Here is a 24,301-nt window from a genome sequence, read left to right as displayed (position 1 = left end):
CACTTTGCCATGCCGAGGTGCAATCTTCCAGCAAGGTATGGCTGTGCTCAGTGGGTGTCCTGCGCGGCTCCAGTGACCGACGTTGCTGGCCACTAAGGTTAGACTGCGCTAACGAACTTAGGTTAGACTCAACTAATACTGGGTCTCAGTTCGGCGCTTTTTCTGGCGACTCCGGTGACACGGGGTCCGAGAGGGAGGACGAAGTGCGCTCGCTTGGCCACGCCGTCGACGATGGGAATGCCGCCCGCATGCAGGGGATGCGCTGATGTACGTGTGCCTGTGTGTCGGCGTGACCAATCACACGGTGTCCGAGGTGGTCGCGCGCGGCGCCTCCACCTCCAAAGAGGTTGCGGCCGCCTGTGGGGCCGGCGGCGACTGCGGGCGGTGCAAGAGGACGCTGCGGGCGATCATCGCCGCGTCGGCCAACCTGGAAACCGCGCGATCGCTCTGAAGCGCCACCCGCTCAGCGGGACTTGTTGAATTCCGCCAGGGCCGCGGCGTTGGCCTGCGCCCCCATCAGTTCGGCGAAGTGGGCGTTTTCCCGCGCGGTCGCCGCCCTGATCTCGGGGCGAACCGGTTCCATCATCGTGTGCTTGACCGCCATCAGGCTCGAAATGGGTCGACTGGCAAGGACTTCCGCGTGACGACGGGCTTCGGGCAACAGGTCCTCGGGGTCGCAGACTCGCCAGACCAGGCCCATCCGCAACGCCTCGTGGGCGTCGACCCACTCCGAGGACATCAACAGCCAGGCGGCGTTCTGCCGGCCCACCAGCTGGGGCAGCAAGTATGAGGAAGCCGCCTCCGGCGCCACGCCCAGGCTGGTGAAGGGGCACTTCAGGCGGGCGGTCGACGACATGAACGCCAGATCCGCATAGCCCAGGATCGTCGCGCCGATGCCGACTCCGACGCCGTTGACCGCGCAGATCAGCGGCTTGGGGAAGGCGCTGAGGGCATCGATCAGTCCGGTGAACCCGTGCTTGCCGGGGGTGAAACCCGGATCGGTGATGCGCGCGTGCATCTCGGCGAGGTCGGTGCCGGCGCTGAAGCCGCGGCCCGCGCCGGTGAGGAGCACCACGGCGACCTCGGGATCCTCGGCGGCGGCGTGCAGCGCTTCCGCGGTGGCGTCGTACAGGGCCTCGTTGAATGCGTTGAGCGCCTCGGGCCGGTTCAGCGTGAGGGTGCGCACCCGCTTCTCGTCATCGATCTGCAGCGTCACGGCTGCAGCCTAACGAGGTCAGCCGTTGCTGTAGACGCGGGTCGGCGCGATCAGCACGACGGCCCGCCGCTCCCGCGCCATGACGCGGTCGTAGGTGTCCCAGTCGTCGTGGGTGCCGCCCGCGGCGGTGAAAACCTCGCGGAGCAACAGCCGCAGCTGGTCGTCCGTGGTGAGCCAGGGCGGGGCGTCGTCCGGGCCGGCCAGCTCCGCCCGGCCCTCGACGGTCGCCCACTGCCATCCGGCGCGGAAGGTGACCGCCAGCTGCGGCCGCTCCCGGAGGTTGGCCAACTTCACCTTGCCGTAGGTGGTGAAGCCCAGGACGTCCTGGCCGGTTTCCGGATGCGCCAGCAGGCCGACGTTGACCAGCGAGGCCTGCACCGTGGTGTCGGCACGAACGGTGGACACCACCGCCAGCCCATTTTCCGCGGCGGCCAGCGCCACGGCGTCGCGCAGAGTTGTCATGTGAGTTCCTCGATGAACGGTGTCCTGAAGACGTAGCGGCTGGTGGGGACGGTGTCGATGTTCTCGTTGGCGCCGAACGCCGTGGTGCTGGCGACCATTCGGCCCAAGCGGTCCTGCAGGTCGTCGTCGTCGGCGGCCCCGAAGAACGCCTGGAGATCGGTGATCGCCTCCGCGGGGAACAACTCTTCGACGATGCCCGCGATTCCCGGAGCGTCAGGCGTGAGGGTCCGCACCACCCAGTTCTGGGTGTAGCCGAAGGTCGACTGCGTCTCGATGGCCACCGAGGTGTGGTCGCGCTGCCACCGGGTCAGCCAGCTGCCCTCGTCCAGGCCCGCGGGTCGGCGCAGCAGCGCAATGTTGGCCAGACCCGTTGTGCGAGTGCCCGATTCGGTCGCCGGCGCCTTCAGCGGAACCGATTCGGTCACCAGGTAGGCGGCGAGGTGTTCGCATTCGGCCTCGAGCAGGGCCAGCGCGGCCGTCATCTGCTCGCCGTAGCACTGTTGGGTCCACATGCTCACCACCGCGGCGACCGGCGGGTCCAGCGTCGTCAGCGTCATCAGCGAATGGCGCACCGCGTCGTCGCGAACGTTGACCGACAAACCCGGCAGGCCCAGCTCCAGCAGCGAGTTGGCGACGGGGCCGCGCTGGCGGGCGCACCACCGGTCGTCCGAATCGGAACGCATGAGCACGGCGATGACCTTTTCCATAGGCAGAACCTACCGTCGGCGCCCGTGCTATTTGACCAGCCGCACCTCGTGCCGGCCGCTGATCAAGGTGCCGATGGTCTTCGCCAGCCGGCGGTAGGACTCGTCACGGCCACTGGACGACCGGTACACCAGGCCGATGCGCCGTCCGGGGCGGGGCGCGGCGAACTGCGCCAGGCCGAGGCGGCTTCGCGTCGCCTCCACCGGCACGGCGCTCTGCGGGATCAGCGTGACCCCCAACCCGCCGGTCACGCATTGCACCGCGGTGGCCAGCGACGCCGCCCGCGTGTTGGCCAGCTCCGCGCGCACGCCCGCCTTGTGGCACACCTCCAGCGCCTGATCGCGCAGGCAGTGCCCCTCGTCCAAGAGCAGTAGCGGCAGGTCGGCCAGCGCCGTCGCCGGAACCCGGCGCTTGCCCGACAGCGGATGTCCGGGCGGTAGCGCGAGGACGAAATCCTCGTCGTAGATGGGGATCGCGGTGACCCCGCTCGCGTCGGCGGGCAACGCGATCAGCGCGGCATCCAGCGCCCCCTCGCGCAACACCGTCATCAGCCGCTCGGTCTGGTCTTCGGTCACCCGCAACGCCACTCCGGGGAATTGCTCGGCGAGGCCGGCCAGCACGGTCGGCAGGACGTAGGGCGCCACCGTCGGAATCAGCCCCAAGCGCATCCCGGCGCGCAGGGGATCCGATGATCCCGCGGCGGCGGCGGTGAACCCATCCATCGCCTCGATGACGGCCAGGGCGCGCGGCAGCAGCTCCGCGCCCGCCGGCGTCAAGAAGACACGCCGCGTCGAGCGCTCGACGAGCTGGGTGCCGAGTCCCGCCTCCAGCGCCGCGAGCGCCTGCGACAGCGTGGACTGGCTGACACCGAGAGTGGTTGCGGCGGAGCTGAACTGACGCTTTTCGGCGATGGCGGCGAACGCGCGCAGGCCGGCGATCGTGGGCTGATAGATCCTATCGGGCATACCTATAAGTGTAGTGGGAAATATCACCTTTACTTCAGGCCGGTTAACCGGGCACGATGGGCGAGGAAGGCTAATCTTGAGTAAATCCAATAAAGGAGCGACATGCCTCTGCTGACCATCGGCGACCAGTTCCCCGCCTACGAGCTCACCGCGCTGATCGCGGGCGACCTGTCCAAGGTCGACGCCCAGCAGCCCGAAGACTACTTCACCACCGTCACCAGCGAGGACCACGCCGACAAGTGGCGCGTTGTGTTCTTCTGGCCCAAGGACTTCACGTTCGTGTGCCCGACCGAGATCGCCGCGTTCGGCAAGCTCAACGACGAATTCGCCGACCGCGACGCGCAGGTGCTGGGCGTCTCGATCGACAGCGAATTCGTGCACTTCAACTGGCGCGCCCAGCACGAGGACCTGAAGAAGCTGCCGTTCCCCATGCTCTCGGACATCAAGCGCGAGCTGAGCCTGGCCACCGGCGTGCTCAACGCCGACGGCGTCGCCGACCGGGCGACCTTCCTGGTGGACCCCAACAACGAGATCCAATTCGTTTCGGTTACCGCGGGATCCGTGGGACGCAACGTGGAGGAAGTGCTGCGGGTCCTGGACGCGCTGCAGTCCGACGAGTTGTGCGCCTGCAACTGGCGCAAGGGCGACCCGACGCTCAACGCGACCGAGCTGCTCAAGGCCTCGGCTTAGTCGGCCCGATCCCATAGGGTCTGATCAGGAGGCGAGATGAGCGTAGAGAATCTCAAGGAGGCGCTACCCGAGTACGCCAAGGACCTCAAGCTGAACCTGGGCTCGATCACGCGCACGACCGAGCTCAACGAGGAACAGCTGTGGGGCACCCTGCTGGCCTGCGCCGCGGCGACGCGAAACACCCAGGTAATCAGCGAGATCGGCGCCGAGGCGGCCGACGTCCTGTCCGCCGAGGCATACAACGCGGCGCTGGGGGCCGCATCGATCATGGGCATGAACAACGTGTTCTACCGTGGCCGGGGCTTCCTCGACGGCAAGTACGACGACCTGCGCGCGGGATTGCGGATGAACATCATCGCCAACCCCGGGGTGGCGAAGGCCAACTTCGAGCTGTGGTGCTTCGCGGTGTCGTCGATCAACGGATGCCCGGATTGCGTGGCCTCCCATGAGCACACGCTGCGCGAGGCCGGTGCCACCCGGGAGAGCATCCAGGAGGCGCTGAAGGCCGCGGCGATCATTTCCGGCGTGGCGCAAGCCCTCGTCGCCTCCCAAGCGCTGACCACCGTCGGCTGACGCAGTGACGGCACCGGCCTGGGTCGAACACGCGATCTGGTGGCAGGTCTATCCGCTTGGGTTCGTCGGCGCCTTTCCCGTGTCGGAGCCGCCGCAGCCGGACGAACACCGGCTGCGGCGGCTCGTCGACTGGTTCGATCACGCCATCGCACTGGGCGCGTCGGGCGTCGCGCTGGGACCGATCTTCGCCTCGCGCACACACGGTTACGACACCACCGACCACTACCGCATCGATCCGCGGCTCGGTGACGACGCCGATTTCGACCACCTCGTGGCCGAGGCCCGTCGCCGTGGTCTGCGCATCCTGCTCGACGGCGTGTTCAACCACGTCGGCGTGGATTTCGGCCGCTATCAGCAAGCCCCGAGCAATGAGGCGGCCGCGCGCTGGTTTCGCGGACGCCCCGGGCGCTTCCACACCTTCGAGGGCCACTCGGAGCTGATCACGCTCAACCACGACAATCCCGAAGTGACCGACTACGTCGTGGACGTGATGGCGCACTGGCTGCAACGCGGCGCCGACGGTTGGCGTCTCGATGCGGCATACTCTGTGCCAGAACACTTTTGGGCGTCCGCGCTGCCGCGGGTGCGGGAACGGTTCCCGGACGCCTGGTTCGTCGGCGAGCTCATCCACGGTGACTACGCCGCGGTGGTGCGAGCCGCCACCTTCGACTCGGCCACCCAATACGAGCTGTGGAAGGCGATCTGGAGCAGCCTCAACGACGGCAACTTCTTCGAACTGGACTGGGCGCTGCAGCGGCATGGCGAGTTCGTCGCCGCCTTCGCCCCGCTCACCTTCGTCGGCAACCACGACGTCACCCGCATCGCCAGCCGCCTCGAGCGCGCGGAGCACGTGGCGCACGCGCTGGTGATCCTGCTGACCGTCGGCGGCGTGCCCAGCGTGTACGCGGGCGACGAGCTGGGACTGCGCGGCGTCAAAGAGGAACGCTACGGCGGCGACGACGCGGTGCGACCGGAGTTCAGTGCTCCCCCAATGGAATTGGATGCCTTCGGCGCCCAGATGTGGGCGTTGCACCAGTACCTGATTGGGCTGCGTCGCCGTCACCCGTGGCTGCACAGGGCGACGACCAGCGCGCTGCGGTTGGAGAACCGGCACTACGTGTACGAGACCCGCAGCGGCGACGACGCGCTGCTGGTCGCGCTGAACATCGGCGACGAGCCGCTGCGCCTGGCGCTGCCGGAGCTGGGTACGGCCCACCGCAAGGTCATCGGCGGTTCGGCGGCCCCGCCGCAAGAAGTGGTGGACACGCTGGTCGTGGAACCGCACGGCTGGCGGATTTTAGGCCCGTCCTAGGCGCTCCAGCGTGAGCTGATCCTGCCGGCCGTCGTAGTACTTGTCGAGCAGCGCAACGAAGTCCTCGTTGTCGTCGGTCGCGTGAGCGAACAGCGTCATCGACGAGCGCAGCTTGAGGTCGTCGGGCGAGCCGAAGATGTCGCGGACGGACCGGCCCTGCACCTCGTTGACCAGCCGGGTGCACTCGCGCAGCCGCGGTCCCAGCACGTCATGGCGCAGATAGCCCTTGGCTTCCCCGAGCGAGGAGATGCCATACCGATCGGCGGTCGGACTGCTACCCAGGCCGCGCAATTGCGGGAACACGAACCACATCCAGTGACCGCGTTTTCGGCCGTCGCGCAACTCCGCGACGACGTGCGGGTAGACCGCAGCCTGGGCCTTGGTGAAGCGATTCAGATCGTAGGGGTCGCTCGCCGATTCCATGTGACTACGGTGGCACAGGTGGGAGTCCAACGGCGAGTGCCCAAGGTGCGCGACCTCGCGCCGCTGATCCAATTCAAGCGGCCGCAGTTCGACGCGACCAGGCGCCGCCTCGACGCCGCGTACACCATCGAAGATCTGCGTCGCATCGCCAAACGGCGCACCCCCAAGGCGGCATTCGACTACACCGACGGCGCCGCCGAGGACGAGCTTTCCCTCCGGCGGGCCCGACAGGCCTTCCGCGACATCGAGTTTCACCCGACGATCCTGCGTGACGTCACCAACGTCACCGCCGGCTGGAACGTCCTTGGCCAACCGGTCGTCCTGCCGTTCGGCATCGCGCCCACCGGCTTCACCCGGCTGATGCATACCGAGGGCGAGATCGCCGGCGCGGCGGCCGCGGCCAAGGCCGGCATTCCGTTCTCGCTGTCCACTCTCGGCACCTGCGCCATCGAGGACCTGGTGGCCGCCGTTCCCCAGGGCAGGAAGTGGTTTCAGCTGTACATGTGGCGCGACCGCGAACGCTCGATGGCGTTGGTGCGGCGCGCGGCCGAGGCCGGTTTCGACACCCTGCTGGCCACCGTCGACGTCCCGGTCTCCGGCGCCCGACTGCGCGACAACCGCAACGGGATGACGATCCCGCCGACGCTGACGCTGCGCACCGTGCTCGATGCGGTGCCGCATCCGAAGTGGTGGTTCGACCTGCTGACCACCGAACCGCTGGCGTTCGCGTCGCTGGACCGGTGGCCTGGCACCGTCGCCGAGTACCTGAGCACCATGTTCGACCCGAGCCTCACCTTCGACGACCTGGAGTGGATCAAGGCGCAGTGGCCGGGCAAGTTGGTCGTCAAGGGCATCCAGACGCTCGATGACGCCCGCGCCGTCGTCGACCGCGGTGTCGACGGCATCGTGCTGTCGAATCACGGTGGGCGCCAACTGGATCGGGCCCCGGTGCCGTTCCACCTGCTGCCCTCGGTCGCGCGTGAGTTCGGCAAGGACACCGAGATCCTGCTGGACACCGGCATCATGTCGGGTGCGGACATCGTGGCGGCGGTCGCGCTGGGCGCGCGGTGCACGCTCGTCGGGCGGGCCTACCTGTACGGGTTGATGGCCGGCGGCGAAGCCGGGGTCACCCGCGCCATCGACATCCTGGCCGAAGGGGTGATCCGCACCATGCGACTGCTGGGTGTCACCTGCCTCGAGGAGCTCTCACCGAAGCATGTGACGCAGCTGCGGCGGCTGGGGCCTGTCGAACCGCCCGCGTGACGGCGCTACCGCAGGCGTGCGACCCGTTCGGTGCGGTTGCGTACCAGGTCGTTGAAGGCCTCGCCGGGCCCGATGTGCTCGAAGAGTTGCGGCGGATAGTGCGTGACGTACATCGTGCGGCGGCCGCCGGCGCCGGTCGGCCGGGGTGAGGCGTGCATCAGGTCCTGGATGTGGACGGTCACGTCGCCGGGGGCGGTGTCGATGCTCACCACCGGTACCTGTTGGAGCCGTTGTTCCCACCGGTAATGGATGGCCTGACCGTGGCTGCCCGGTACCACCTGAAGGTTGCCGGTGCCGGCGTCCGAGCCGGTCAGTTGAATGCCGATGCTGACCGCGGGGCACATGAGAGCGTGTCCGCCCATGCCGCAGTCCTGATGCCATGGGATGTTCGCCAGCCCGCTGGTGTTCCCGGGCACTTTGAGCAACACCGCGCTGCCTTCCATCCGGTCGGGCGCGGTGCGCAGCGCGGGATCGATAAGGGTGCCCAGCCGGCGCACCCTGGGATCGTTTTCCAGCGCGGCGAGGGCGGGCGAGCGCAGCGTTGCGTAGACCAATCGGCACAGCACGCTCGCGCCGTCCTCGGCGGTGGCCCACCACGAACGGTCGTCCCCGGGTCGGGCCTGGGCCGCGAGGCGGTCGACCTCGCGGTTGGCGGCCCGCATCTCGTCGGCGTCGAAGACCCCCTTGACGTGCAGGTAACCCATGGTCCGTAACTGAGCGGCCAACTCGGCGTCGTCGGCGTCGAGCGTGAACGTGGCGAGCGGGTCGCGCCCGCCCAAGTCGGCCCGAGCCGGGTCGTACGGCGGGACGCCGGCGTGCAGGTACCGCAGGACCGGGTCCCAGTCGGCCAGCTGGTCGAAGCCGCCCCGCTCGAAGGACAACTCGTCGCTGAGCAGGAGGTTGATGACCGTGCGGATCTGGCCGACCATGTCGTCCCACGCCCGCCGGGAAAGGCGCACGACGGCGTCTCCGCTCCGCTGCCCCTCGCCGACGCGGATCGTCGAACCCTCGACGGCATAAGTGACGGCGTCGTCGTCGACGAGGAAGGTGATTGCGCCGGTGGAGGCGAGGTCTCCGGCCGCGGATTCGAGGACATCCGGGTCAAGGGCGGTCGGGGCGGGGTGCGTCAGCGGCACGGGCCGATTATCCAAGACGGCCAGTGTGATCGCCAGCACTCAGCCGCAGCGGAGGCTTACAGGGGAACAAACCGGGGCCGGGCTGGGTTGAGCGCATCAGACTCAGATTTTGGAGGATTGATGGCTGAAGCCAAGTCAATGCCGGTGCTGTTCGTCACCGACACCATCGTGTTGCCCGGCATGGTCGTCCCGGTCGCGCTCGACGAGGCCGCGCGGGCGGCGATCGACGCCGCCCAGGCAAGTGAATCCGGGCAGCTGCTCATCGCGCCCCGGCTAGACGACCGTTACCCGTCGCACGGGGTGATCGCGAAGATATTGCAGGTCGGACGCATCGCCGGCGGCGGCACCGCGGCCGTCGTACGCGGTGAGCGCAGAGCCCAGATCGGGACGGGGGCGTCCGGGCCCGGCGCGGCGCTGTGGGTCGAGGTGACCGAGGTGCCCGAGGCCCCGACGACGGACGAAATCAAGGCGCTGACGTCGGAGTACAAGAAGCTGCTGCTGGCCATGCTGCAGCGCCGCGAGGCCTGGGAGATCGTCGACTACGTCAACCGGCTGACCGACCCGTCGGCGCTGGCGGACACCTCCGGTTACGCGTCCTACCTGTCCAGCGAGCAGAAGCGGCAACTGGTCGAGACGGTCGACGTCGCCGAGCGGCTGCGGTTGCTGATCGACTGGACCAGCTCGCATCTGGCCGAGGTCGAGGTCAACGACAAGATCGCCGAGGACGTGCGCGAGGGCATGGAGAAGACGCAGAAGGAGTTCCTGCTGCGCCAGCAGCTGGCCGCGATCCGCAAGGAACTGGGCGAGGGTGAGCCCGACGGATCCGACGACTACCGGGCCCGCGTCGAGGCTGCCGATCTGCCCGAGAAGGTGCGGGAGGCCGCATTGCGCGAGGTGGGCAAGCTGGAACGGTCCAGCGACCAAAGCCCGGAGAGCGGCTGGATCCGCACCTGGCTGGACACCGTCCTCGACCTGCCCTGGAACGTCCGGACCGAGGACTCGACCGACCTGAAGGCCGCGCGCGGCGTCTTGGACGCCGACCACCACGGGCTGGACGACGTCAAGGACCGGATTGTCGAATACCTGGCCGTGCGTGCCCGCCGCGCCCAGCGCGGATTGCAGGTCGTCGGCGGCCGCGGCTCCGGCGCGGTGATGGTGCTGGCCGGTCCCCCCGGCGTCGGCAAGACGTCGCTGGGTGAGAGCGTCGCCCGGGCCCTGGGCCGCAAGTTCGTCCGCGTCGCCCTGGGCGGTGTGCGCGACGAGGCCGAGATCCGTGGGCACCGGCGCACCTATGTGGGGGCGTTGCCGGGCCGCATCGTGCGTGCCATCGGCGAGGCGGGTTCGATGAATCCCGTTGTCCTGCTGGATGAAATCGACAAGGTCGGTTCCGACTACCGGGGTGACCCGTCGGCCGCCTTGCTGGAGGTCCTGGACCCGGCGCAGAACCACACGTTCCGCGACCACTACCTGGATCTCGACCTCGACCTGTCCGACGTCGTGTTCCTGGCCACCGCCAACGTCGTCGAGAACATCCCGTCGGCCCTGCTGGACCGCATGGAACTGGTGCAGATCGACGGCTACACCGAGGACGACAAGGTCGCCATCGCGCGGGACTACCTGCTGCCCCGGCAGCGGGAACGCGCGGCGCTGACCGAGGACGAGGTCACGCTGACGGATGCCGCGCTGCGCAAGATCGCCGCCGACTACACGCGGGAACCCGGGGTGCGACAGTTCGAACGGCTGCTGGCCAAGGCGCTGCGCAAGGTGACCACCAAGCTGGCGGAAACTCCCGAGCCGATCACCGTCGACGAGCCGGATCTGGTTGACTACCTTGGCCGCCCGCGCTTTACGCCGGAATCGGCCGAGCGCACGGCGGTGCCCGGGGTGGCCACCGGCCTGGCCGTCACCGGCCTGGGCGGCGACGTGCTGTACATCGAAGCCGGGGCCACCGACGGTGAGCCGGGATTGCAGCTGACCGGACAGTTGGGTGACGTGATGAAGGAGTCGGCGCAGATCGCGCTGTCCTACGTGCGCTCACACGCCGGCCTATTGGGCGTCGACCCCAAGGCCCTGGACCGGCGCATCCACGTGCACGTGCCCGCCGGCGCCGTGCCCAAGGACGGCCCGTCGGCCGGTGTCACCATGGTGACCGCCCTGGTGTCGATGGCGACCGGGCGCCAGGTCCGCTCGGACGTCGGCATGACCGGCGAGGTCACGCTGAACGGGCGGGTGCTGCCGATCGGCGGCGTGAAGCAGAAGCTGCTCGCGGCGCAACGGGCCGGCCTGTCAACGGTTTTCATCCCGGCACGCAACGAACCCGACCTGGACGACGTTCCCGCCGAGGTGCTCGACGCGCTGGACGTGCGGCCGATGACCGACGTGGCCGACATCGTCGCCCAAGCGCTGGAACCACGGGCCGACACCGTGACCGTCGCCGCATAAACGTGAATTGGGCCGGGACGCGAGCGAAACGGCTTGCGTCCCGGACCTGGACCGACGCCGGCAAACGGGCCGAAAAGGTTTTCCCCGTCCATCCGCCGGGTAACTGGGTGGTTGGAGGTTCGACTGCCCGTGAGGGCGATGGGGTGAGCGAATCACCAAGTCAATGGTTCAGCTGCGTAGGCAGCCAAACTGCTCGACAAGGGGATTCATCATGAAGTTGAACACAATCGCAGCCGGCGCGGTCATGGCCGGCACCATCACGTCCGCGGCGTTCGGAATTGGCGCCGGTTTGGCACAGGCCGAGCCCGGTGGCCACGGCCCCGGTCCCAACGTGCCGGGTCCGAACGTGCCGGGCGTCCCGGACCGCGACGGGCCGGGTCAGGCTCCGTACGTGCCGGGGCAGCCGATCTGTAACGGTGGCCCGGGTGCCAACTGCAACGGGCCGGGCAGCCCGCTTCCTCCTGGACAGGACCGGTTCCCGCCGCCGGGGCACTATGACGACCCGGGCCGCTACGGGCTCCCGACCACGTGGGTTCCACCGGTGGGCGACCCCGACGGCACCCGGCTTCCGCTGGTCTTCAACCCGCAGTACAACGCCTGGGGCGTCAACACCTCGACTGGCTTCCAGGTGTACACGCCCGCAGGCGGGGCCTCAGGCTCAGGCCAGGTCCGCGGCGGCATCAACCCCGGGACCTAGAGCCGGTACCTAAAAGCCGGAATGTGGCAGCCGCCCCCGAAAGGGGGCGGCTGTTCCCGTCGCACGGTGACAGCGGCGGCGGGCTCGGCGTTGAATAGCCACATGACTCTCAAACGCCAAGTGGTCCACCGCGTGCAACGGCTGCTCGTCAACCCAGTGGGCCGGCAGATGCCGGGGATCATCCTGGAAACCACCGGCCGCAAGAGCGGCAAGCCGCGGCGGACCGCCGTGGGCGGGCGCGTGGTCGACAACCAGTTCTGGATGGTCTCCGAACACGGCGAGCACTCCGATTACGTCCACAACATCAAGGCGAACCCCGCGGTTCGGGTCCGCATCGGCGGACGCTGGCGCAACGGCACCGCCCACCTGCTGCCCGACGACGACCCGCTGCAGCGGCTCGGCGACCTCCCGCGGCTCAACAGCGCGGTGGTGCGCCTGATGGGCAGCGACCTGCTGACCATCCGGGTGGATCTGGACTGACGCCGCGCGCATGGCCTACGACGAGGAGCTGGCCAACGAAATCCGCGAGCTCGTCGCCTGCGAGGGCGGCATCGAAGAGAAACGCATGTTCGGCGGGCTCGCCTTTCTGGTCAACGGCAACATGTCGGTGGCGGTCAGCGGCCAGGGCGGTCTACTGGTCCGCGTGCCGGCCGACGAGCTCGACAATGTGCTCCGGCGCGCCCACGTCAGCCCCATGGTGATGGGGGGCCGCGACGTCCGCGGCTGGGTGCGGGTGGACGTCGCCGGCGTACGGACCAGGCGCCAGCTCCGGTTTTGGGTGACGCGCGGAGTGGGATACGCGCGCAGCCTGCCGGCCAAGTGACCGCGGTTTGCTGAAACTTGGCGCGGGTAGGTGATCAGGTATGTCCGAAGGCACGCGATCGGTGCGAGGGCTGCTTGACGCTGCCGGAACCACCTATGCCGCCGAGGCGCGAATCAAGCTCAGCGACAAGCCGATGCCGCTGTTTCAGCTCCTGGTTCTCTGCATGCTGGCCAGCAAGCCGATCGATGCCGCGATCGCCACGAGCGCCGCGCGCGAACTGTTCAAGGCCGGCCTGCGCACGCCCAGCGCCGTGCTGGCCGCGCAGCGGCAGACCATGATCGACGCCTTCGGCCGCGCGCACTACGTGCGCTACGACGAAAGCTCGGCGACCCGACTGGCCGACATGGCCGAACGCGTGCGCGACGAATATTCCGGCGATCTGCGCAGACTGGCCGAACGCAGTCGGCACGACGTCGCCGCGGCGAAGCGTTTGCTCAAGGAATTCAAGGGAATCGGAGACACCGGCGCCGACATCTACTTGCGCGAGGTGCAGGACGTGTGGACCTGGGTGCGGCCGTATTTCGACGACCGCGCCACCGCCGCGGCCAGGCGACTGGACCTGCCCACGCAGCCGGACAAACTGGGAGCCCTTGCGCCGCAGGGCAATGCGCGGCTGGCCGCCGCGCTCGTCAGGCTATCGCTGGACGACGACGTGCTCCGGCAGGTGAGCGGTTGACCGTACGGATCGGCACCTCCGGGTGGTCCTACAACCATTGGGCGGACGTGCTGTACCCGCCGGGCCTGCCGGCCGCGCGCCGGCTGGCCCGCTATGTCGAGGTGTTCGACACCGTGGAGTTGAACGCGAGTTTCTACCGCTGGCCGAAGGATTCGACCTTCGCCGGATGGCGCGACCGGCTGCCGGACGGCTTCAGGATGTCGGTCAAGGCGCATCGAGGGCTGACCCACTACCGGCGCCTGGCGTCGTCCGGGCCGTGGATCGAGCGCTTCGAACGCTGCTGGGAGCTACTGGGCGATCGCCGCGGGGTGCTGCTGGTGCAACTGCATCCCGAGCAGCAGCGCGACGACGCGCGCCTGGACGCCTTCCTGGGCGGCATGCCGGAGCCGATCCGGGTGGCCGTCGAGCTGCGCCATCCGTCCTGGAACGACGCCGCCGTCTACGACCTGCTGAAGCGCCACCGGGCCGCCTACGTGGTGATGAGCGGCGCCGGGCTGGCGTGCGTCCCGACGGCCACCACCGATCTGGTGTACGTCCGCATGCACGGGCCGGATCAGGACGCCATCTATGCCGGCAGCTACACGAGCGACCAGCTGCGGGAGTGGGCCGACCGGATCGCCGCGTGGCGGGACGATGGCAAGGACGTGTGGATGTATTTCAACAACGACCTGGGCGGGCACGCGGTGCGCAACGCGCTGTATCTGCGCGAACTCCTGGGTTAGTCGACGGGGGCCCACGTCCCGTCGATGACGTCGGGTGGGCGCTGCACCTGCAACCGTTCCCGTTCGGCGCGGCGGCGTTTGATCCGCAGCCGGGCGTCGCCCGGCATGGTGACCAGCTCGTCGCACGTCAGGTAGTAGACGTCCTCGGCGACGTCGATCAGGTCCGCCGCGACTCGACGGGATCCCAGTTCCCGCAGCGTCATCCGCAGTTGATGGGTGAACCGCAGGGTCGTGTCGTGGGCGAGCTCGCGGGAGTCGCGGGCGTTGGTGGCCAGCCGCTGGGCCAGGGTCGACGACGGCGGTTCCGTCGATCCCGCGGCCTCGACGGCGGCATCGCCGGCCGCCCTGAGCAGCATCGCCGGATCGTCGGCGTACGTCGGGCTGGCCAGCTCGGCCTCGCCCGGCCCGCGATGTCCGACATGGGCCACGGCGGCGTCCACGGCGGCGGCGGTGGTGGGCGACAACGCGCGGATGCTGGCGAGATTGCCTTCCCGGGCCAGCTCACACAACGGCGGGTCGGCCCGCAACACCGCCGCCAGCTGAGCGGTCTGGGTCGCGACGCGGGTGCTGTCCATGATCATGTCCACCCCGGGCACGCTGCGCGCCGCCCTGCTGCGCTCGAGGGCCGCCGCGGTGACGCCGGTGTCGAGCAGCCACAACGCGGTGAGGATCCAGCCTTGGTGAATGCGGTCCCGCAACAAGGGAATCCGGACTTCGAGGCCGGCGTCGGGCAGCGTCGCCAGCCGCGCGGCGTCGAGGAGTTCCGCTTCGGCGGCCGCGCCGTATGCCCGCGTGTCGGCCTTGAGGTGGCGCAGCAGGGCCAGCGATCGTCCCGCGACGACGGCTTTGGCGATGGAACCGAGGGCTCCGCCCGCCAGCGCGGGCTCGCCTAACGGGAGCAGGTCGCCCACCTGCGGCCGGCCGGCCACGGCGTTGCGTGCGACGGCGTCCCGATCCCAGCCGGGCAGTTGGGCCGCCGCGACCATGTTGACCGACACCCCGACGTAGGGCCGGTGACCGAACACGGCGATGGCCCTGCTCCCCCACTCCTGGCCCACCACCCCGCCGAGCGCCAACACTTGACCGAGCACCCGGTTCGCCGTCCGCAACCCGCTCAGCTGGACATCGAGCGTGATCGGGGTGAGCGGCCCGGGCAGCGCTTCGGCGAGGGTGCCCGCACTGAAGACCGGGAAGCGGGGGTCGATCCGGTCGTCGAATTCACCCTCGACGCCCTCGGGCGCCGCGCTGTGCTCCTCGCCGGTAGGGCGGGGGCGGGGGGCGACCTCGACCGGGAGCGCCAGTCGGGGTCCGTGGCGGATGGCGCCCGCGGCGCCAATCCGGCGGCCGACGAGGCCGCGGGCGGTGTCGGCCACCGCTTCCAGCGCCTGCCAGCCGAACTCGAACGCCCAATCCTCCTGTACCGCAGCAACATCCATCTCCGGAGTGAGCTGGGCCCAGCTGCGCACCCGATTCAGCCGCGATCGCGGGTCGGCGGATCGCAGCATCCGCCATGCCGTGACCACGTTGACGGTGTCCGGAGAGGCGAGGTCCACCACGCCGGTGCGGTCGGAGTTCAACGACGACACCAGGAAGCGCACCAGATCGTCGACGTGCAGCACCCGCATCGGCGCCGCAGAGACCCGGGTACGCAGCAGCGTGGCCACGGTACGGCACACCGTCCAGTCGAGCTGGCGGCCGACCGGCGGGGCGCTGCGGACGACCAGGCTGGGCCCCCAACTCGTGGACACCAGTTCCTCGGCCGGCCGGTACAGCTCCGGTCGCCCCGCGGCCTGGGACACGAACAACAGCCGGGCGCCGGCGCGCGCCGCCACATCGGTCACATGCGCGAGGCCGTCGATGTCGGTGCTGCCGGGCGCGGTGGTGTCGACGGGGGCCAGGTGGATCACCGCGTCGGCTTCGTCGGCGAGCTCCTGCAGGACGGGGCTGCGCAGCGGCGCGCAAACAAGCTCGACGTTGCGGTTCAGGCAGGAGTGCGATCGCTCAGCAATCCCGATCACCGTGTGACCGGCAGCAAGCGACTGCCGTGCAACCAGCCGCCCGAGTGCGCCGGTGGCGTCGGTAACCAGGATCTGCACCTGGGCTCACCTCCCCCGACCTCAAACTCAACAATAGGCAAGACGGGACGACCTACGCGACCGTTACGGGGTTAACAACGCCGTGAGCCGGCCGGGTCGTCCCGGTCGGTTTACTGCAGCCCGGCGGAGCCGTCGGCGGAAACGGCCACCTTCGCGCCGCCGATGTCCTCGCGCACCGTCGCCTGCGCCTCGGTGCTGTCGGTGATCTGCGCGAGCGCGCGGGAACCGTCGGGCGTGCGTACGGCCACAAAGGCCTTCTCCGGCCGGCCCTCGCGGTCGAACGGCGTCGTCCACGCCTCGACCGTCCCGACACCCTCCCACTGCACCAGGCCGTCCCGGGTGGGCTCCCGGTCGACGGCCGGTTGCACGTCCTCCCAGCAAAACCGGCCCGGCGGCTCGGCGCTGTAGACGCCGAAGCTGTGCTTGGTCAGGTAGCCGCCGTTGGCGGTGATCAGCCCGCGCCGCCCGGGATTGGCCGCCAGCAACTGCGCCATGGTGGCAATCGAGTGCATCACATAGTTGCTCCAGGGGCCACCCGCGAACGTCAGCCCCCCGGTGACGGTGAGCGGGCGGGCCGGATCGTCGACCGGCAGGCCCAGTTCGGCCGCCGCCACCTGAACGGCGGAGGGAAAACAGGAATACAGGTCGACGTGGTCGACCTCGTCGATGCCCACCCCCGCCAGCTCGAGCGCGCGGCCGCCGGCGATCCGGATGGCCGGAGAGCGGTGCAGCTCGTCGCGTTCGGCGATGGCCGAGGTGTCATGCGCATCGGTCCCCGCGTGCGGGTAGATCCAGCGGTCGGCGGGGACCCGCAGGCGCCTCGCCTGCTCCACCGACGTCAAGACGAGCGCGGCACCCTGGTCGACCATGTTGTTGGAGTTCATCAGCTTGGTGTAGGGCCAGCTGATCATGCGGTTCTGCGGCCCCGGCTCGCAGATCTCCTCGGCGGTCACCGGTTTGCGGATCCATGCGTGCGGGTTGCCGACCGCGACGGCGTTGAAGCGGGCCCACAGTTCGCCGATGCGCCTGCGGTGGTGCTCGACTGACTCGCCGTTCGCTATCCGCAGCGCCTGCTCGAAGAGCGGGTAGACGTAGGCGGGCCGGTCCAGCCGGATCCTGATCTCCGCCTCGCCGGCCATCGGGACGTCGACGCCGCTGACCTGTGCCATCGGGACCGAGTCGTCCTGAACGGTCCACTCGAGCTTTGCACCCCTGGCCCGCAGGCCCCGGCGGGTGCGCCACGTCTCGGCCCCGGCCAGCAGCACCACCCCGGCGCTGCCCCGCTGGATGTCCAGGCACGCCTGGTTGACCAGCGACTGCGGCACGTTGCCGCCGACGGGACTGTACAACGTGGTGAAGTCGCCGGCACCGAGCCGCTGGCCGAGCAGCAGCCCGGGATCCCGGTAGTGCGCGGACAGGATGTTGACGACGCGAATGGAATCCACGGCCTCGATGACCCGGGCGTCGGCGGCCTGCCGGGCCGCGGCCACCATCAGGTCTACCGGTTCGACGGACCGCTTTTCCGGGTCGATCTCGTCGCGGTGGTTGACCTGGCCGTAGCCGATCAGCACGGGTGTCCTGGGGTCCACGGTCATACGACGAACGTAGCGTGGCGACGATGCGGGCCGTGTGCGGACCGCGGAGGAGCCGCGCCGTCGGATCCAGCGTGGCGACGATGCGGGCCGTGTGCGGCCCGCGGAGGAGCCGCGCCGTCGAACGTAGCGTGGCGACGATGCGGGCCGTGTGCGGACCGCGGAGAGTCAGGGCGGCCCGAACAGCACGCCCTCGGCGACGAGCCGGTCGATGTCCCGGGGGCTCATGGCGAGCAGCCTCCGGCAGATGTCGACGGTGTCCTGGCCCGGCAACGGCGCCGGCCGCTGCGGGGCCCGTGGGATGTGCTGGAAGGGGGCCGGGCCCGTTTCCGCCGGCAGCGGGCGTTCGACGAGTGGATGCAGCATCTCGGAATACACTTTTCGCTCGACCAGCTGAGGGTCCTCCAAAATGTCCGGCGGTCGGTTCATCGGTCCGGCTGAGACTCCGGAGGACTGCAGCAGCTGCGCGGCCCGCGGCGGGGTGCGCGTTCGCGTCCAGGCCGACACCGATTCCACCAACTCTCGCCGGTTGGCCAGCCGCGCCTCGCCGGTGGCGAACCGCGGGTCGTCGGCCCATTCGGGATGATGGAAAACATCTGCCGCGCAACGCCATTCCTCGTCGGAACCGATCGAGATGACGCACCATTCGTCGTCGCCCGCGCACGGGTAGACGGCGTGCAGGCTGGTGTCTTCGGAGATTCTGGGTACGCCCGCGGCGAGCGCGGCCTGGGTGATGTACAACGTGTCGAGTTGGTTGATCACGGCCTCGGCCTGGGAGATGTGCACGTGCGACCCGCCGCCCGTCCGGTGGCGGTGGATCAGCGCGGCCAGCGCCGCGATGGCGGTGATCCGTCCGACCACGTGGTCGGGGAAGATGGTGGTCGCGTCGTAAAAGGCGTGGCGCGCAGCGCCATCCCGGTCCTGCGGCTCGTCGGCCGTCCACAGCCGGGTGACGCCCGTGGCGGCGCGGACCAGCGGCCCGTATCCCATGCGCGTGCTCCATGGCCCTTGGTCGCCGTAGGCGCTGCTTTCGGCGAGGACGATCCGCGGGTTGACGGCACGCAGTTCGTGGTAGGAAAAGCCAAGCGCGGTGAGCGTTCCCGGCTTGAAGTTGGCAAAGACGGCGTCGGCCTCCGCGACCAGCCGGGTGAAGATCTCCTTGCCCGTGGCGCTGCGCAGGTCCAGGCCCATCGCCAGGTGGTTGCGGTGTGTCCAGGCGAACGACTCGCTCATCGCATCGCCGACGCGGGCCTGCCGCAGCCCGTCGGGGTAGTCGGCGCTCTCGATCTTGATGACCTCGGCGCCCAGGTCGCCGAACAGCCGGCTCAGCTCGCCGCCCGCGACGATGATGCCCAGATCCAGGACGCGAAGGCCCGCAAAGGGATACTCGCCGACACGGCCGGAGGGTGAGGACACCACGGCCGGGTTTCCGCGCCAGCCCGGTCCGTCCTGTCCCGCGGCGGGGGCCGGGGTGCGGAAGCCCGCGTGCCGTCCGTCGACGACGAAATATCCGGTCGGAATGCTCACCCGACCGCCTGGGACGAGCTCCGCGTCGGTGATCGCGCCCACCGCCCGGAAATGTTCGGCGTCCATCGCCCACGACGGCGTCAGGACCGCGGCGATCGGCACGCCGTGGGCCTGCCCCGCGGCCACCAGCTCCTTCATGGTCTGTCCGGCGAACAGTGCCTGCACCAACTCGCTGATCTGCGGCCACGCGGCGAAGCGCGCGCCGATCACGTCGTATTTCGGATCTTGGAAATCGTCCGGCTCGCCCAGCCAGCGCCGCAGGCCACGCCACTGGCGCGGCGCCATCACGCAAAGCCGGACGTAACCGTCTTTGCACGCATAGATCGGGTAGGCGTCCTGGTTTTTCGGGCGCCCGCGCCACTGCCCGGTGCGGCGGATCCCGGCGGCGACCTGTCCGTGCGCCCCGAACGCCGGGTCGAGCGACATGACCACCGCGTCGAATCGCGAGAAATCGATGAACTCACCTGTGCCGCAACGCAATCGATTGTAGTAGGCGACGAGGGCCGCCCAAGCGGCCTGGACGGCGGCGGTGGCCGACGCGATGCCGTCCGGCGGCAATACGGGGGTGCCGGTGGCGGGGCCGGATCGCGACAGCGAGCCGCACATCGCGTACAACACCGGATCGGTGGCCCGCCACAACGACCGTGGGCCCGTCGCGCCGAAGTCGGTGATCGACAGCACCACCAGATGGGGGTGCTGGGCCGCCAGCTCCTCGACCGACGTCCCGAACGTGGGAGCCTCCCCGTAGAAACCGTCGTCGACGACGATGTCGGCCTGCGCGGCGAGGTCGAGGAAGACTTCGCAGTCGTCCTCGTCGAACGGGTCCAGCACCACGCTGCGCTTGTTGGCGTTGTGCACGGCAAACGGGATGCTCGCCCCGGCCAGCGTCGGCGGAGCATCGCGCGCGGGGCTTCCGCTCGGGGGTTCGACCTTGAGCACGTCGGCGCCCAGGTCGGCGAACAGGCGCGTCACCGCGTCGCCGTTGCCGCTCGACAAGTCGAGGACGCGCACGGCGTCGAGCAACCCGTCGGACATCAGCACACCGTACCCGCAGGTGCCGGGCCCGGACGGGCCGACTATTGTGCCACCCGCCAAAAAGCCAACTGGGCAAGCTGATTGGGTGGGTGCACGCGCCGTCGACTATCGTCACAGGCCGATCGGCGCGGCCGTATCCGCCAAAACGATCCGACGGAGGCACCCCAGATGAGCGCGCACTTGACCTATATCGAGGCCGTGGTGGTCGGCGCGTTTCAGGGCGTGACCGAGCTGTTCCCGGTGTCGAGTCTGGGGCACGCGGTGTTGGTGCCCGCGGTGGTCGGGGGTCGGTGGGCCCAAGACCTGAGCGTCTCCGCCCCCGAATCGCCCTACCTTGCGTTCATCGTCGGCCTGCACGTGGCCACCGCGGCCGCGTTGCTGGTCTTCTTTTGGCGGGATTGGCTGCGCATCGTTGCCGGATTCGTGTCGTCGCTGCGATATCGCCGGATCCAGACGCCCGACGAGCGGCTCGCCTGGTTGATCGTGGGGGCCACCATCCCGGTCGGGCTGGCCGGACTGGCCCTGGAACGGACTTTTCGCACCACGCTCGGCAAGCCCGTTCCGGCGGCGATCTTCCTGCTGCTCAACGGTATCGCCCTTTACGCGGGAGAAGTGCTGCGCCGGCGCGTCGCACCCGACCACGACCAGCCGGCCGGCGACACAGCCGCGCACACCGGCGAGGCCGTCGACAATCGCCTGGCCCAACTCCCCCTGCGCCGCGGCGTCCTGATCGGCGCCGCGCAGATCCTGGCCCTGCTGCCCGGAATCAGCCGCTCGGGCATCACCATGGTGGCCGGCCTGTGGCGCGGCTTGTCGCACGAGGACGCCGCCCGGTTCTCCTTCCTGTTGGCCACGCCCATCATCCTGGCCGCCGGCGTGTACAAGATTCCCGAACTGTTCGGCCCGAGCGCCACCGGAATCCACGGCCAGGTGCTGGCCGGCAGCGTCGCGTCGTTCGTCTGCGCCTACCTCGCCGTGCGGTTTCTGACGCGGTACTTCCAGACCCGCACGCTCACCCCGTTCGCCATCTATTGCGCGGTGGCCGGCGGCGCCAGCCTGGTCTGGCTCGCGGTCAGCTGACGGGGCGATCGCGTACAGGATTTCTCCTGACATCGCTTCACCGACTCGGTCACCAAATGGCAACCGCTGGGTATCGATTCGCGCAACGGCATATGTGCTGGGCGTGGCGTAGCTCACCATCGACGGAGCAATGCGCGGCGTCTCGACCACAGAGGTGATGCCTGAATGTTCTGTCGCCTTTGTCGAGTGGCCGGCGCCACCGTCGGGGCTGCCATGCTGGTGCTGTCGACGTTCGCCGCGCCCAGGGCCGCCGCTGCCGCCACGATGAGCCCCAACCTGTTGGTCAACCCGGGTGCCGAGGTGGGCGACCCGTCGTTGTCGGGCTACAGCGGCGTTACGATCCCGGGCTGGACCGTGACCGGCACGCCGACGGTGATCAAATACAACACGCTGGTACGGCTGCCGTCGCCGCTCGGGTCGCCGGGCCCGACCATGCCGAAGTTCCTGGCGTTCCCCTCCGCCCAGCACGGCCCGCCCGACGGCGGCGCGCAGTACTTCGGTGGCGGCAATGTGGCGACGTCCACCATCACCCAGGTCGTCGACCTCAACGGCGCGGCGGGGGCCATCGACGGCGGCGCCGTACCCTACACGCTGAGTGGCTGGCTGGGCGGCAACAGGCTGGAACTGTCCGAGGCGTCGGCCACCGTGGAGTTCCTGGCCGCCAGCCAATTGCCCTTGGGCACAGGTGTAATCGGGCCGGTCTCCATACTCCAGCGCGGGTTTCAGACCGAGCTGTTCCCACGCGAGACCACGGGGACGATCCCGGCGGGCACCCGCAGCGCACGCGTCACCGTCACCTTCAAAGACACCCACTGGGCGGGCGGCGCGTACAACCACTCGTACGCCGACAACCTGTCTTTCACCATCGGCGCCCCCCTGCCCGCCCCGGGGCCGCCCACGCCGCCCAACTCGACCGTCGGGCCCCTCGACCACGTGTTCCTGGTCTACATGGAGAACCACGGTGTGAAAGACGTCGTGGGCAGCCCTAACGCGCCGTACATCAACAGCCTCATCAGCTCGTACGGCTACGGGTCCAACTACTTCGCGCTGACGCACCCAAGCCTGCCGAATTACTACCCCATCCTCGGGGGATCCGATTTCGGCGCCAACTACAACTGCGAAATGAACTGCTTCGATGCGCCGAACCTGGCCGACTCCGTCGAGGCGGCGGGCAAGACGTGGGCCAGCTACGAGCAGTCCATGCCTACCCCGTGCGCGACCGCGTCCAGCGGCCCCTACACCCCGGGGGAACTACCGTTTCTCGCCTTCCACGACATCGTCTCCAATGCCGCGCGCTGCCAGGCGCACGTCCTGCCCCTGACGCGGATGGCCACCGATCTCGCCTCGACCTCCACCACCCCGAACTTCGTGTGGTTCGCCGCGGACGAGAACAACAACATGGAAGGCCCGATCAACCTGCGCTTCGTCGGCAGTGAGCTCACGTCTCATCAGTACAACATCAAGGCCGGTGACCGGTTTCTGCAGCAGGTGTTGCCCACGATCGTGAATTCGCCCGCGTTCCAGACGCAGCGCAGCGCCATCTTCATCACCTGGGACGAGGACTTCAACAACCTGTCACTGACGATCGGCAACGAGGGCAACCACATCCCCATGATCGTCATCCCGTCGCCGAATTCCGGTATGCGCCAAGGACATCTGGTGGCCGCCGCTCACAATAACCACTACAGCCTGCTGCGCACCATCGAGGATTCGCTGCAGCTTCCCCGGCTCACCAACAACGACAAGTACGCTCAGCCGATGAACGAATATTGGACGCCTTAGCTTGAGGCGGCCCGCATGAGCCGATCCGGGCCGGGAGGCGCCGGTCCCCAGGTGGAGTCGGTGTGGGATTACCCGCGCCCACCCCGTGTCGAGCCGTTCACCGGTGCGATCACGGTCGAGTTGGGTGGTGCAATGATCGCGCGCACCCCTCGCGCCTGGCGGGTGCTCGAGACCAGTCATCCGCCGACCTATTACCTCCCACGCGAGGCTTTTGCCGACCGGGCCCTGCGCGAGGCGTCCGGAAGCTCCTGGTGCGAATGGAAAGGCCGGGCAACGTATTACGACCTGATCGGCGGCGGCGTCGTTGCCCCGAAATCCGCCTGGAGCTATCTGGACCCAACGCCCGGATTCGAATCGATCGCCGGGGCGGTCGCGGTCATGGCCGGCGACGTCGACCGCTGCACGGTCAACGGAGAGGTCGTCGTGCCCCAGCCCGGCGGCTTCTACGGTGGCTGGATCACCAGCTGGGTGACCGGCCCGTTCAAAGGCGGTCCCGGTTCGGCGGGTTGGTGATTGTGCCGGCGGCGCTACAGCGGCTGTAGCCGATAACGCACCAGACGCAGCGTGTCGTTGCCGTAAACCTCTGTGCGGCAACCCCCGTCGGCCCACCAGCCGTCGCGCTCGTAGAAGCGCCGGGCGCGGGTGTTCGCGTCCAGCACCCACAGCACCGCGCCCGTCACACCGACCAGTCGCAGCCGCTCACGCGCGGTCGACATGAGCAGTCGCCCGACGCCCGTCGACACATACGCCGGGTCGACGTACAGCGCCATCAGCTCACCGAAATTCGGCAAGTCGCGCTCGCGAGACAGACCCGTGGTGGCGAAGCCACGGATCGCGGACCCGTCGACCGCGACCAGGGTGGCCGGCATCCGCAACCCCACGCGGCCGAAGGTGTATCGGGCGGCCAGCACCTGCGGGGTGAGGCTGTCCAGGTACTCCCGGGCGATGAGCCCCCGATAGGCGACCCGCCAAGACCGCGCGTGCAGGCGGGCCACCTCGTGGGCATCCGCCGGGACCGCCGCCCGCACCTCGGTCATCGTCGCAGTATGTATGTGCTGGGCCGGGCGGGTCGTTGCGCGGCGTA

Annotated in this window: 24 protein-coding genes; 14 read left to right on the top strand and 10 right to left on the bottom strand. The window is 69.1% G+C overall.

The window, feature by feature from the left end; translation table 11 throughout:
- Nucleotides 1–265 precede the first annotated feature (265 nt).
- Nucleotides 266–451, top strand: coding sequence for a (2Fe-2S)-binding protein (locus G6N51_RS03760; RefSeq protein ID WP_083173054.1), 186 nt, complete (start codon nt 266–268; stop codon nt 449–451).
- Between the two features lie 12 nt (nt 452–463).
- On the opposite strand, the gene G6N51_RS03755 is transcribed toward G6N51_RS03760, so the two are convergent.
- From G6N51_RS03755 to G6N51_RS03740, 4 genes are read right to left on the bottom strand one after another with little or no spacing between them, the layout of a single operon-like run.
- Nucleotides 464–1,216 (bottom strand): enoyl-CoA hydratase/isomerase family protein, encoded by a 753-nt coding sequence (locus G6N51_RS03755; protein WP_083173053.1) that lies wholly within the window; start codon nt 1,214–1,216, stop codon nt 464–466.
- A gap of 18 nt (nt 1,217–1,234) precedes the next feature.
- Nucleotides 1,235–1,678 carry a TIGR03618 family F420-dependent PPOX class oxidoreductase gene (locus tag G6N51_RS03750; protein ID WP_083173052.1) on the bottom strand — a complete coding sequence of 148 codons (444 nt, stop codon included), beginning with the start codon at nt 1,676–1,678 and terminating at the stop codon, nt 1,235–1,237.
- Nucleotides 1,675–2,385, bottom strand: a complete 711-nt coding sequence (locus G6N51_RS03745) for an EthD domain-containing protein (protein ID WP_083173051.1) — start codon at nt 2,383–2,385, stop codon at nt 1,675–1,677. The genes G6N51_RS03750 and G6N51_RS03745 overlap by 4 nt, the downstream gene beginning before the upstream one ends.
- A gap of 27 nt (nt 2,386–2,412) precedes the next feature.
- The gene (locus G6N51_RS03740) at nt 2,413–3,348 is read right to left on the bottom strand and encodes a hydrogen peroxide-inducible genes activator (protein WP_083173050.1); all 936 of its coding nucleotides are present in this window, start codon (nt 3,346–3,348) and stop codon (nt 2,413–2,415) included.
- Between the two features lie 102 nt (nt 3,349–3,450).
- Between G6N51_RS03740 and G6N51_RS03735 the strand changes: the two genes are divergently transcribed.
- From G6N51_RS03735 to G6N51_RS03725, 3 genes are read left to right on the top strand one after another with little or no spacing between them, the layout of a single operon-like run.
- Complete coding sequence (locus G6N51_RS03735; RefSeq protein WP_083173049.1) at nt 3,451–4,038, top strand: peroxiredoxin; 588 nt, start codon at nt 3,451–3,453, stop codon at nt 4,036–4,038.
- Between the two features lie 36 nt (nt 4,039–4,074).
- Complete coding sequence (locus G6N51_RS03730; protein ID WP_083173048.1) at nt 4,075–4,611, top strand: alkyl hydroperoxide reductase; 537 nt, start codon at nt 4,075–4,077, stop codon at nt 4,609–4,611.
- A gap of 4 nt (nt 4,612–4,615) precedes the next feature.
- On the top strand, nt 4,616–5,923 hold the full coding sequence (locus G6N51_RS03725) for an alpha-amylase family protein (protein WP_163750639.1): 1,308 nt from the start codon (nt 4,616–4,618) through the stop codon (nt 5,921–5,923).
- On the opposite strand, the gene G6N51_RS03720 is transcribed toward G6N51_RS03725, so the two are convergent.
- The gene (locus G6N51_RS03720) at nt 5,909–6,346 is read right to left on the bottom strand and encodes a DUF1810 domain-containing protein (protein ID WP_083173047.1); all 438 of its coding nucleotides are present in this window, start codon (nt 6,344–6,346) and stop codon (nt 5,909–5,911) included. The genes G6N51_RS03725 and G6N51_RS03720 overlap by 15 nt on opposite strands.
- Before the next feature lie 18 nt (nt 6,347–6,364).
- On the opposite strand from G6N51_RS03720, the gene G6N51_RS03715 reads away from it, so the two are divergent.
- Nucleotides 6,365–7,609, top strand: coding sequence for an alpha-hydroxy acid oxidase (locus tag G6N51_RS03715; RefSeq protein WP_083173114.1), 1,245 nt, complete (start codon nt 6,365–6,367; stop codon nt 7,607–7,609).
- A 5-nt stretch (nt 7,610–7,614) separates the two neighbouring features.
- On the opposite strand, the gene G6N51_RS03710 is transcribed toward G6N51_RS03715, so the two are convergent.
- A complete protein-coding gene (locus G6N51_RS03710) occupies nt 7,615–8,745 on the bottom strand; it encodes a phytanoyl-CoA dioxygenase family protein (RefSeq protein WP_142275052.1) in 1,131 nt (376 codons plus the stop codon).
- A 120-nt stretch (nt 8,746–8,865) separates the two neighbouring features.
- On the opposite strand from G6N51_RS03710, the gene lon reads away from it, so the two are divergent.
- From lon to G6N51_RS03680, 6 genes are all read left to right on the top strand, one after another.
- Nucleotides 8,866–11,187, top strand: coding sequence for an endopeptidase La (gene lon, locus G6N51_RS03705; RefSeq protein ID WP_083173045.1), 2,322 nt, complete (start codon nt 8,866–8,868; stop codon nt 11,185–11,187).
- A 211-nt stretch (nt 11,188–11,398) separates the two neighbouring features.
- On the top strand, nt 11,399–11,884 hold the full coding sequence (locus tag G6N51_RS28855) for a hypothetical protein (RefSeq protein ID WP_174814290.1): 486 nt from the start codon (nt 11,399–11,401) through the stop codon (nt 11,882–11,884).
- Between the two features lie 90 nt (nt 11,885–11,974).
- Complete coding sequence (locus G6N51_RS03695) at nt 11,975–12,364, top strand: nitroreductase family deazaflavin-dependent oxidoreductase (RefSeq protein ID WP_142275058.1); 390 nt, start codon at nt 11,975–11,977, stop codon at nt 12,362–12,364.
- Nucleotides 12,365–12,374: 10 nt separating this feature from the next.
- On the top strand, nt 12,375–12,707 hold the full coding sequence (locus G6N51_RS03690; RefSeq protein WP_083173043.1) for a TfoX/Sxy family protein: 333 nt from the start codon (nt 12,375–12,377) through the stop codon (nt 12,705–12,707).
- A 40-nt stretch (nt 12,708–12,747) separates the two neighbouring features.
- Nucleotides 12,748–13,383, top strand: a complete 636-nt coding sequence (locus G6N51_RS03685) for an endonuclease (protein ID WP_083173042.1) — start codon at nt 12,748–12,750, stop codon at nt 13,381–13,383.
- Nucleotides 13,380–14,105, top strand: coding sequence for a DUF72 domain-containing protein (locus G6N51_RS03680; RefSeq protein WP_083173041.1), 726 nt, complete (start codon nt 13,380–13,382; stop codon nt 14,103–14,105). Before G6N51_RS03685 ends, G6N51_RS03680 begins: the two co-directional genes overlap by 4 nt.
- Here the strand turns inward: G6N51_RS03680 and G6N51_RS03675 are convergent.
- The 3 genes from G6N51_RS03675 to G6N51_RS03665 all read right to left on the bottom strand — a co-directional run bounded on the left by G6N51_RS03675 (nt 14,102) and on the right by G6N51_RS03665 (nt 20,355).
- A complete protein-coding gene (locus tag G6N51_RS03675) occupies nt 14,102–16,201 on the bottom strand; it encodes an NAD-dependent epimerase/dehydratase family protein (RefSeq protein WP_083173040.1) in 2,100 nt (699 codons plus the stop codon). The genes G6N51_RS03680 and G6N51_RS03675 overlap by 4 nt on opposite strands.
- Before the next feature lie 110 nt (nt 16,202–16,311).
- Complete coding sequence (locus tag G6N51_RS03670) at nt 16,312–17,796, bottom strand: acetyl-CoA acetyltransferase (RefSeq protein ID WP_083173039.1); 1,485 nt, start codon at nt 17,794–17,796, stop codon at nt 16,312–16,314.
- 165 nt (nt 17,797–17,961) lie between these two features.
- Nucleotides 17,962–20,355 carry a CoA transferase gene (locus G6N51_RS03665; RefSeq protein ID WP_276055856.1) on the bottom strand — a complete coding sequence of 798 codons (2,394 nt, stop codon included), beginning with the start codon at nt 20,353–20,355 and terminating at the stop codon, nt 17,962–17,964.
- Between the two features lie 168 nt (nt 20,356–20,523).
- Here G6N51_RS03665 and G6N51_RS03660 point away from each other — a divergent pair, with 168 nt between their 5' ends.
- The 3 genes from G6N51_RS03660 (at nt 20,524) to G6N51_RS03650 (ending at nt 23,730) form a co-directional block, all read left to right on the top strand.
- The gene (locus tag G6N51_RS03660) at nt 20,524–21,435 is read left to right on the top strand and encodes an undecaprenyl-diphosphate phosphatase (protein ID WP_083173037.1); all 912 of its coding nucleotides are present in this window, start codon (nt 20,524–20,526) and stop codon (nt 21,433–21,435) included.
- A 186-nt stretch (nt 21,436–21,621) separates the two neighbouring features.
- Nucleotides 21,622–23,217: an alkaline phosphatase family protein gene (locus G6N51_RS03655; RefSeq protein ID WP_232078181.1), complete on the top strand. Its 1,596-nt coding sequence runs from the start codon at nt 21,622–21,624 to the stop codon at nt 23,215–23,217.
- A 15-nt stretch (nt 23,218–23,232) separates the two neighbouring features.
- On the top strand, nt 23,233–23,730 hold the full coding sequence (locus G6N51_RS03650) for a DUF427 domain-containing protein (RefSeq protein ID WP_083173035.1): 498 nt from the start codon (nt 23,233–23,235) through the stop codon (nt 23,728–23,730).
- A 14-nt stretch (nt 23,731–23,744) separates the two neighbouring features.
- Here G6N51_RS03650 and G6N51_RS03645 read toward each other — a convergent pair whose 3' ends face one another.
- Complete coding sequence (locus G6N51_RS03645; RefSeq protein ID WP_083173034.1) at nt 23,745–24,254, bottom strand: GNAT family N-acetyltransferase; 510 nt, start codon at nt 24,252–24,254, stop codon at nt 23,745–23,747.
- Nucleotides 24,255–24,301: the final 47 nt, after the last annotated feature.

This window comes from Mycobacterium paraseoulense (genome assembly GCF_010731655.1).
In the GTDB taxonomy this organism is placed as follows: domain Bacteria; phylum Actinomycetota; class Actinomycetes; order Mycobacteriales; family Mycobacteriaceae; genus Mycobacterium; species Mycobacterium paraseoulense.
The sequence above is the reverse complement of the archived record's forward strand: the minus strand, read 5'-3'. Positions and strand labels throughout refer to the sequence as shown.

Excerpts from the sequence above, each read along its gene's own strand:
- G6N51_RS03660 (WP_083173037.1), top strand. The coding sequence starts at position 20,524 with ATGAGCGCGCACTTGACCTATATCGAGGCCGTGGTGGTCGGCGCGTTT.
- G6N51_RS03730 (WP_083173048.1), top strand. The coding sequence starts at position 4,075 with ATGAGCGTAGAGAATCTCAAGGAGGCGCTACCCGAGTACGCCAAGGAC.
- G6N51_RS03665 (WP_276055856.1), bottom strand. The coding sequence starts at position 20,355 with ATGTCCGACGGGTTGCTCGACGCCGTGCGCGTCCTCGACTTGTCGAGC.
- G6N51_RS03650 (WP_083173035.1), top strand. The coding sequence starts at position 23,233 with ATGAGCCGATCCGGGCCGGGAGGCGCCGGTCCCCAGGTGGAGTCGGTG.
- G6N51_RS03685 (WP_083173042.1), top strand. The coding sequence starts at position 12,748 with ATGTCCGAAGGCACGCGATCGGTGCGAGGGCTGCTTGACGCTGCCGGA.
- G6N51_RS03760 (WP_083173054.1), top strand. The coding sequence starts at position 266 with ATGTACGTGTGCCTGTGTGTCGGCGTGACCAATCACACGGTGTCCGAG.
- G6N51_RS03720 (WP_083173047.1), bottom strand. The coding sequence starts at position 6,346 with ATGGAATCGGCGAGCGACCCCTACGATCTGAATCGCTTCACCAAGGCC.
- G6N51_RS03740 (WP_083173050.1), bottom strand. The coding sequence starts at position 3,348 with ATGCCCGATAGGATCTATCAGCCCACGATCGCCGGCCTGCGCGCGTTC.
- G6N51_RS03670 (WP_083173039.1), bottom strand. The coding sequence starts at position 17,796 with ATGACCGTGGACCCCAGGACACCCGTGCTGATCGGCTACGGCCAGGTC.
- G6N51_RS03745 (WP_083173051.1), bottom strand. The coding sequence starts at position 2,385 with ATGGAAAAGGTCATCGCCGTGCTCATGCGTTCCGATTCGGACGACCGG.
- G6N51_RS03735 (WP_083173049.1), top strand. The coding sequence starts at position 3,451 with ATGCCTCTGCTGACCATCGGCGACCAGTTCCCCGCCTACGAGCTCACC.
- G6N51_RS03690 (WP_083173043.1), top strand. The coding sequence starts at position 12,375 with ATGGCCTACGACGAGGAGCTGGCCAACGAAATCCGCGAGCTCGTCGCC.
- lon (WP_083173045.1), top strand. The coding sequence starts at position 8,866 with ATGGCTGAAGCCAAGTCAATGCCGGTGCTGTTCGTCACCGACACCATC.
- G6N51_RS03750 (WP_083173052.1), bottom strand. The coding sequence starts at position 1,678 with ATGACAACTCTGCGCGACGCCGTGGCGCTGGCCGCCGCGGAAAATGGG.
- G6N51_RS28855 (WP_174814290.1), top strand. The coding sequence starts at position 11,399 with ATGAAGTTGAACACAATCGCAGCCGGCGCGGTCATGGCCGGCACCATC.
- G6N51_RS03645 (WP_083173034.1), bottom strand. The coding sequence starts at position 24,254 with ATGACCGAGGTGCGGGCGGCGGTCCCGGCGGATGCCCACGAGGTGGCC.